Here is a 9,000-nt window from a genome sequence, read left to right as displayed (position 1 = left end):
AATACGGTATTCTGATGTGACAAAACCTGAATCCTGGTCGTTAAAGTGTTTGTTTGCACTCATATTTTAACTGTTCGGACTCAGGTTTTTTTATTTAAATCAAACTATGGGACAGCAGTGGCATAAGCCCTTTTTTTTGTCTGCTTTATTTAGCAGGTTGTCCCCATTGGTTGTTTTCTCGCTTGGTGTCTGAAGCCCACCAGATAATCAGTGGGATAATTCCAATAATAGTCAGAATAAGAAGTTGCCACCAACCTGATCGATTTGTGTCATGTAAACGACGAGCACCTGCTGCTAAAGTCGGTATTAATAATGCGAGGTTAAGAACACCGTTAAATAATGGTTCAGTATCGAGTACGGCATCTATAATTTGAGTAATAACACCTAAAATAATGCATGCTAAATAAAAGAACCAGAATTCTTTACGGCGTGCACGTCCCTCAAATACGACATAGTTTTTTAGGCATTTTACAAACCAATCAATCATGTTGAATTGTTCTTCAGCTTTATTCTGATCAGAAAGTTTGTCTAATTGATTGGAAATATTTTGCACTGGATTGCTGTGACCTAATGCTGTAAAGATTTGAATGGCACTGCCAGCATTATCGACATCAAAATCCACCCGATCGCCACGAGCAGGTGGACGTTGTCCACGCCATTCTGCGCCGGTAAAATTGTAGCGGTTTTGGTCATCGCCACTGATAATGCCTGTGTTGGTCTGGATTGAAAAATCCAAAATACTTCCTTTCATTTTAGCCTCTGTGATTTTATGGGTATTAAGTTGTAAATTTAGTGTTGTTATTCACTTTCATAATAGCAGAACAGTTTGAAATTTAAACTAATTATTTATTCTTAAGTTGCTGTATTTCTATTGTTTTTTATATGAATTTTATCTTCTGATAAAAAATCCCGCTACATGAGCGGGATTTTTACATCTTTAAATTACCAGCTTAACGCGCCACCAGTTTGGTAGTCTGTTACGCGAGTTTCAAAGAAGTTTTTCTCTTTACGCAAGTCCATCATTTCTGACATCCACTGGAATGGGTTGTTCACACCAGCGAATTGTTCAGGCAAGCCAAGTTGCGCTAAACGACGGTTTGCAATGAACTTCAAGTATTCTTCCATCATTGCAGCATTCATGCCGAGTACACCGCGTGGCATCGTGTCACGTGCGTATTCAATTTCAAGCATCGTACCTTCAAGAATCATTTGAATGATTTCTTCTTGGAATTCAGCTGTCCAAAGACCCGGGTTTTCATTCTTGATTTGGTTAATCATGTCGATACCAAAGTTCAAGTGCATAGATTCATCACGCAGGATGTACTGGAATTGCTCAGCAACACCATTCATCTTGTTACGGCGACCCATAGACAGGATTTGGCTGAAACCACAGTAGAAGAAGATGCCTTCAAGTACACAGTAGAACGCGATCAAGTTGCGAAGCAAGATTTGGTCGTTTTCAGGTGTACCCGTTTTGAAAGTAGGATCACTTAAAGATTGGGTATATTTCAAGCCCCAAGCCGCTTTACGCGCTACTGACGGTACTTCACGGTACATGTTGAAGACTTCGCCTTCATCCATACCCAAAGATTCGATACAGTATTGGTAAGCATGTGTATGAATTGCTTCTTCAAATGCTTGACGCAAAATGTACTGACGGCATTCAGGGTTGGTAATATGACGGTAAATCGCCAATACCAAATTGTTTGCAACCAATGAATCGGCAGTCGAGAAGAAACCAAGTGAACGCATAACAATAGTTCGCTCATCTTCGGTTAAGCCGTTTTCAGACTTCCAAAGTGCGATGTCATGGTTCATGTTCACTTCTTGCGGCATCCAGTGGTTGGCACAACCGTCTAGATATTTTTGCCAAGCCCATTCGTATTTGAATGGAACAAGCTGGTTCAAGTCAGCACGACAGTTGATCATGGCTTTATCGTCAACTTGTACGCGCTGTGCGCCCATTTCAAGCTCTTCCAAGCCTGGCGCAACATCAAGTGTTTCTAAGGCAGCAGATGCTCTTGCCAATGAATCGGCTGAATGTTTTGTTCGACCTTGACTGGTTCTAGCGGGTTGTGCAGCACCCAAATCCGGCGCTGATGGTTGTGCATCAGATACCACTTGTGTATGAGTCGCTTTTTGCGGCTCGACGGGCGCAGACTTGTGTTCAGGTGCAGCCGGTTTCTGTGAATCATCTTCGAAATCGTCCCAACTTAGGATAGACATATCAATTCTCTCTTCGATGCTTATATCTGTTATCTGACATCTCACAAACGAAGATGTCTACTATACGCTTAAATTGTGTAAGCAAAATTAAGTTTTGCCGATCACTGTTCTAATCTTGTTCGATAGGACAGATATCCTCACGACTTATTTTGCTTGCTCGCTTTATGTGCCTTGAGCCAGAAATAGCCAATCGGGACATAAAAAGTCAGAACAAAGGAAACGACCAGTGCAACAAGTCCTAACATGTAGTTGTGAGTCATATGGAGCATGGTCTTTTCCTATAATTATTTAAAATGTAAATCCTAGCCGAAACTAAGATTTACATTCACAAAATCATTTTTTAGATGATTTTGTAGGTTTAACGGTTTCAGTCACTGTCGTTTTAGGATGCTTTTGTGCATACTTTTCAGTAACAAAGCGACCAGTACCAGCATCACGGGAAACTTTTTTAGTAGCCATAGAGTTATCTCCATATCAAATCAAAATGACTCATACTGGCTCGAGAAAGAATTCAGTGCTACAATTCATCTCGCATTTGCTAATGCCAGCCTCGTCGTGACCATTTTGGTATCACTTCGAGATTGAAAAGCCCTTTAGTTAGTTTTGACGGACGCTATAGGGCTTTTTTATTGCCTAAATTTTGGAATCCCCCTAAATCCCCATTTTGCAAAGGGGGACTTGCATCCCGCCATTTGCTTCGAGGAATCCCCCTCCTTTTAGGAGGGGTTAGGGGAGGTCATGCAAGCTTATTGACAAGCCTCACAATCAGGATTGTCAATTGAACATGCCAATGGCACTGGAGCTGCTTGAGCAAAATCATCTTCAGCTACTGCTTCAGGTTTTTTCACTTCTTCAACTACAGGTGCGCTAGTTACAACAGCAGCGCCCATGTTTGATTTTACTGCGTTCAATGCACCCGTGTTAATGGTCGATTTCTCAGCAGAAGTCGCACCCAATGCACGAAGGTAATAAGTGGTTTTAAGACCACGTAACCAAGCCATTTTGTAAGTCATGTCCAGTTTCTTACCGTTTGCACCAGAGATGTAAAGGTTAAGAGACTGTGCTTGATCGATCCATTTTTGACGGCGTGATGCAGCATCTACAATCCAGCGTGGTTCAACTTCAAACGCAGTCGCGAAGATGGCTTTAAGCTCTTCAGGAATACGTGAAATCTTCTGAACAGAACCTTCAAAATGTTTAAGGTCGTTCACCATGACTGAATCCCAAAGACCGCGATCTTTTAACGCACGTACTAAGTACGGGTTGATCACTGTGAATTCGCCAGAAAGATTCGATTTCACATACAGGTTTTGGAAAGTCGGCTCGATTGACTGAGAAACACCACAAATGTTCGAGATGGTTGCAGTCGGAGCAATCGCCATCACGTTCGAGTTACGCATACCGTCTTTTTGAACTTTGCTACGTAAAGTATCCCAATCCAGACGAGTAGTACGATCCACTTCGAACATGCGTTCTGGGCGTGATTTTGCAACGATATCTAAAGAGTCGATTGGCAAGATCCCTTGATCCCACAATGAACCTTTAAATGTTTCGTAAGTACCACGTTCAACAGCCAAATCACTTGACGTTGAAATCGCGTAGTAGCTGATCACTTCCATAGATTCATCGGCAAAATCAACAGCCGCTTCAGAACCATACGCCAAGTTCATTTCATATAAAGCATCCTGGAAGCCCATGATGCCCATACCCACTGGACGGTGCTTCATGTTTGAAGTACGTGCTTGTGGTACAGCGTAGTAGTTGATGTCAATCACGTTATCAAGCATACGAACAGCAGTTTTTACTGTACGCGCCAATTTTTCGCGATCTAAAACACCGCCTTGAACGTGTTGTACAAGGTTGATTGAACCTAGGTTACATACCGCAATTTCATCTTCATTGGTGTTCAAGGTAATTTCTGTACACAAGTTAGATGAATGCACTACGCCTACGTGTTGTTGTGGTGAACGCAAGTTACATACGTCTTTGAATGTGATCCACGGGTGACCAGTTTCAAACAACATCGACAGCATTTTGCGCCACAAATCTTTTGCACGAATTACTTTGTGCAACATGTTTGTTTCTTTGGCAATGCTTTCGTAGTAAGCATAACGTTCAGCGAATTCTGCACCCATTAAATCATGAAGATCAGGTGTTTCAGAAGGTGTGAACAGTGTCCAGTCAGCATCTTCAAATACACGTTGCATGAACAAGTCTGGAACCCAGTTTGCAGTATTCATGTCGTGGGTACGGCGACGGTCATCACCGGTATTTTTACGCAGTTCCAGGAATTCTTCGATGTCCAAGTGCCAGGTTTCAAGGTATGCACAAACTGCACCTTTACGCTTACCACCTTGGTTTACCGCTACCGCAGTATCATTGGCAACTTTAAGGAACGGTACAACACCTTGTGATTTACCGTTTGTGCCTTTGATGTACGAGTTCAAGGCACGAACTGGTGTCCAGTCATTGCCTAAACCGCCCGCCCATTTAGACAACATTGCGTTATCACGCATTGCGCCATAAATGTTGTACAGATCATCACCAATCGTAGTTAAGTAACAGCTAGATAACTGTGGACGCAAAGTACCCGAGTTAAATAGGGTAGGTGTTGAAGCCATGTAATCGAAGCTAGACAACAAGTTGTAGAACTCGATGGCACGATCTTCACGGTTTTCTTCATTTAACGACAGACCCATGGATACGCGCATGAAGAACAATTGCGGTAATTCAAAACGGATGCCATTTGAATGGATGAAGTAACGGTCAAATAAAGTTTGCAGACCTAAGTAGGTGAACTGGTTTGAGCGTTCTGGTTGAATCGCTGCTGCCAATTTCGCAAGGTCGAAGTTAAGCAGTTCTGGAGAGAGAAGATCAAGCTCGATCCCTTTCTTTAAGAAGGTTTCTAAAGCATCACCCTCGTTGGTGTCTGTAGACAGACCCAGGAACTCCAAACCTGTAGCAACCAAGTTGTCACGAAGTAAACGTGCAGTCACATAAGTATAGTTAGGTTCTTGTTCGATACGGGTACGGGTCGCCATCATCATTGTTGTTGAGATGTCAGACTCTTTTACGCCGTTATATAAGTTCTTGATGGTTTCATCGACGATCGCTTGAACATCAATACCTTCCAGACCTTCAGCTGCTTTTTCTACATGTGCTTTTAGCGCGCCCAAGTCAAGCGGTTGAAGCTGACCATTTGCAGCCGTGATTTGCAAGGTAGGATGATGATGTGCGCCAGTTTGTTTGCGTGCATCAGAGCGTTGTTCGCGGTAGATGACATACGCACGCGCAACTTTCTGTTCACCGGTACGCATAAGCGCAAGTTCAACTTGGTCTTGAATTTCTTCAATGTGAATCGTGCCACCTGACGGTAAACGACGGTTAAAAGTATTCATCACCATTTCAGTCAGTTGTTCTATACGGTCATGAATACGGCTTGAATCAGCACTTTGTTGACCTTCTACAGCCAAGAAAGCTTTACCTATCGCGACAGAAATTTTTTCTGCATCAAAAGTAGCAACATCACCGGTGCGTTTAATCACCTGAAGTTGACCAGGAATTGAAGTGATTACGCTCATGTGGGCATAGCTCCATTGTCATCTATTGTTATGTGTGTGGACCATTTGAACTGGACGAAATCTCATCTCAGTGTTTGAGGATTAAACACAAGAACTAGTGGTTTAAAATCGAATTTAACACAAGATACGGGAAAAATGAGCTTAGATCAATATTGACATTTTAGTAAAAATTTTTCTATTTCTCCGCAATATCTCATTGCAAAAAAATCTCTATTTTTATGTTTCTTGTATAAGCCTGATTAGACAGGGGTCTAGCATAACAAAGCTCGGATTAAGTACTTATAGATAACATTGTGGATAAGTTAAAAGAGTGCGATTAATTACTCATATTCTGAACAAAATGGCAAAATGTATATAAATTCATCATTTTGTAACAAAATATGTCGGTAAAATGGCGGAAATGGGCATTGAATTTGAAAATATCAATTAATTCAATACTTAATAAAAATATAACAAAAAACTACTTTGATGTATCAGTTTGGTGAATGCTATCTTGTTTACAATGTAAACGTGTGTATATTGCTGAATATATTAAAGCGTATCCGTCGGATTTTTAAGGATACCTTAATCCATATAAAGGGGCATTTTATGAGCCAAGAAGAAAAGTTACCTAAAATTTTAATTGTTGAAGACGATGAACGTCTTGCACGTTTGACTCAAGAATACCTGATTCGTAATGGATTAGAAGTTGGGGTAGAACCTGACGGTAATCGCGCAATCCGTCGTATCATTGCCGAACAACCAGATCTGGTGGTACTGGATGTGATGTTGCCAGGTGCGGATGGTTTAACCATTTGTCGTGAAGTTCGTCCACATTATCATCAACCTATTTTGATGCTGACTGCACGTACCGAAGATATGGACCAGGTTTTGGGTCTGGAAATGGGTGCAGATGACTATGTGGCAAAACCTGTTCAGCCGCGTGTTCTTTTAGCACGTATTCGTGCATTACTGCGTCGTACCGACAAGGCACCTGAAGATGAAGTTGCACAACGCATCGAATTTGATGACCTTGTGATCGATAATGGTGGCCGTTCGGTGACTTTGAATGGTGAGTTGGTTGACTTCACTAGTGCTGAATATGACCTGTTGTGGTTGTTGGCTTCAAACGCGGGTCGCATTCTATCTCGTGAAGATATTTTTGAGCGTCTACGCGGTATCGAATACGATGGTCAAGACCGTTCAATCGACGTGCGTATTTCACGTATTCGCCCAAAAATTGGTGATGATCCAGAAAATCCAAAACGTATTAAAACAGTGCGCAGTAAAGGTTATTTATTCGTTAAAGAAACTAACGGTCTTTAATATTTGTACCTAATTTTTATAGGACATCCTCTTGTTTAAACACAGTATATTCTTGCGTATTTATGCGGGTTTAGTAATTTTAGTCGCCTTGGTAGCAGTATTTGGCTACCTGTTGGTACAGATTATTAATTACCAGCGTGCGCAAGAATATCGTGAATCTTTAACCGATGGTGTGTCTTATATCATTAGTGAGGGCATCGCACGGCAGCCGAATGAGCAACAGAAAAAAGACTGGATTTCTGATGCTTCGGATTTGCTTGAACTGCCCATTTATTATGTAGATGCCAATAAAGTTGATTTATCACGTACCGAGCAAAGACGAATTAACGAGCGTAAAGCTGCGGTTCGTTATGATGCACAAAACTCGATTGCTTACGTGATTATTGGCCTGAAAGATGATCCAAAACATTTGCTTTATATAAAAGTGGATAAAATTGGTGAACGCCAAATGAAAGCGTTGCCGATTTTTATTCTGGATTATCTGGTGTATTACCCGGGACAAGAAAAAGAATATCTTGCAAAAATTCAGTCGAATTTTGCTTATCCCATTCAAATTGAAAAAATTCAAAACCTTCCACTCGATTCGGAACAGATTGGTCGACTTCGATTAGATCACAGTATTATTTTATACCGTGACAGTGCATCGGTTCGTGGGACTACAATTTCTATTGTTTCCCCTATGCCAAGTTCACCTTCTGAGGTGTTGGTGCTCGGTCCTGTACCGCTATTTAACTGGATGCCTTTCCAGCTTGCAGCCGGGATTACCTTACTCAGCTTATTTGTGTTGAGTCTAGGGGTGTATGGTTTGCTTGTGCCAATGCAGCGTCGTTTACGTGAAGTGAACTATGCCTTGCATCGTATGAAGTCCGGGGATATGACTTTACGTTTGCCGGTCGATGGAACCGATGAAATGGCAAGTCTAGCGACCAATTACAACAGTATGTCGGATCATATTCAGCGCTTGATTGAAGCACAACGCGAATTGATGCGTGCGGTTTCGCATGAATTACGTACACCTGTGGCACGTATCCGTTTTGGGATGGAAATGCTGGCAGAAGAAGATGACTATGAGTATCGCTTGCAACAGGTTGAACAGATTGATAAGGATATTGAAGCGCTGAACACCTTGATTGATGAAATCATGACCTATGCAAAACTCGAGCAAGGTACACCTTCTTTAGACTTTGAAAAAATTGTCTTGTTTGACGTGTTGGATCAAGTTGTCGTTGAAACCGAAGCCTTAAAAACACAAAAAGAAATCGAGCTTCAAGCACCGCCTCTTACCATTGTAGTGGATGCTGAACGTCGTTATTTACACCGTGTAGTACAGAATTTGGTGGGTAATGCGGTTCGATATTGTGATCATAAAGTGATTGTAAGTGGTGGGATCAATGATGAAGGTCTGGCTTATGTGCAGGTAGAAGATGATGGTGCAGGTGTCCCAGAAGAAGAGCGGAAGCGCATCTTTGAAGCTTTTGCACGTTTAGATGACAGTCGTACCCGTGCTTCTGGTGGTTATGGTTTGGGTTTGTCTATTGTGAGTCGTATTGCGTACTGGTTTGGCGGTAATATTCATGTCGATAAAAGCCCGATTTTGGGTGGAGCACGTTTTATCATGACATGGCCTGTACAAAGATTTAATAAATCTGGCAAGAAAACTGGTATGACGAAAGACAGCATAGAGTTTTAAGTAACCCGAATTACGGATAAGAAAACCGCTTGAAAAAAAGATGGCTAGAGCCATTTAGAAAGTTACTACACAAGCCAAAGACTCTAACCACCATGTCTGATTTTACAGAAATCTTCTGTGCCATTGATGATTTTTTTAAGAAATTTGAACCGATCTATTGGCAATTTCTCAAGCAGGAAAATAAGCGTAAACGAATTC

At 41.6% G+C, this 9,000-nt stretch carries 7 protein-coding genes and 1 pseudogene; 3 read left to right on the top strand and 5 right to left on the bottom strand.

From position 1 onward, the window contains the following. Window positions 1–145 precede the first annotated feature (145 nt). The 5 genes from HLH16_RS14670 to HLH16_RS14660 form a co-directional block, all read right to left on the bottom strand. The gene (locus tag HLH16_RS14670) at window positions 146–751 is read right to left on the bottom strand and encodes a DUF805 domain-containing protein (protein WP_131289401.1); all 606 of its coding nucleotides are present in this window, start codon (window positions 749–751) and stop codon (window positions 146–148) included. Window positions 752–942: 191 nt separating this feature from the next. Next, entirely contained in the window at window positions 943–2,226 is a 1,284-nt protein-coding gene (locus HLH16_RS14665) for a ribonucleotide-diphosphate reductase subunit beta (protein ID WP_131289399.1), read from the bottom strand. A 137-nt stretch (window positions 2,227–2,363) separates the two neighbouring features. Beyond that, on the bottom strand, window positions 2,364–2,495 hold the full coding sequence (locus HLH16_RS15890) for a hypothetical protein (protein ID WP_284729605.1): 132 nt from the start codon (window positions 2,493–2,495) through the stop codon (window positions 2,364–2,366). A 64-nt stretch (window positions 2,496–2,559) separates the two neighbouring features. Then, window positions 2,560–2,685, bottom strand: a complete 126-nt coding sequence (locus HLH16_RS15885) for a hypothetical protein (protein ID WP_284702734.1) — start codon at window positions 2,683–2,685, stop codon at window positions 2,560–2,562. A 287-nt stretch (window positions 2,686–2,972) separates the two neighbouring features. Beyond that, window positions 2,973–5,807 carry a ribonucleoside-diphosphate reductase subunit alpha gene (locus HLH16_RS14660; RefSeq protein ID WP_131289398.1) on the bottom strand — a complete coding sequence of 945 codons (2,835 nt, stop codon included), beginning with the start codon at window positions 5,805–5,807 and terminating at the stop codon, window positions 2,973–2,975. Window positions 5,808–6,395: 588 nt separating this feature from the next. On the opposite strand from HLH16_RS14660, the gene bfmR reads away from it, so the two are divergent. The 3 genes and pseudogenes from bfmR to HLH16_RS14645 form a co-directional block, all read left to right on the top strand. Then, window positions 6,396–7,112 (top strand): response regulator transcription factor BfmR, encoded by a 717-nt coding sequence (gene bfmR, locus HLH16_RS14655; protein WP_067726452.1) that lies wholly within the window; start codon window positions 6,396–6,398, stop codon window positions 7,110–7,112. A gap of 31 nt (window positions 7,113–7,143) precedes the next feature. Next, window positions 7,144–8,802, top strand: coding sequence for a sensor histidine kinase BfmS (gene bfmS, locus HLH16_RS14650; RefSeq protein WP_214646721.1), 1,659 nt, complete (start codon window positions 7,144–7,146; stop codon window positions 8,800–8,802). Between the two features lie 92 nt (window positions 8,803–8,894). Beyond that, window positions 8,895–9,000, top strand: a pseudogene (locus HLH16_RS14645) (IS982 family transposase); the annotation flags it as partial.

It is taken from the genome of Acinetobacter sp. ANC 5378 (genome assembly GCF_013004315.1).
Taxonomy (GTDB): domain Bacteria; phylum Pseudomonadota; class Gammaproteobacteria; order Pseudomonadales; family Moraxellaceae; genus Acinetobacter.
The sequence above is the reverse complement of the archived record's forward strand: the minus strand, read 5'-3'. Positions and strand labels throughout refer to the sequence as shown.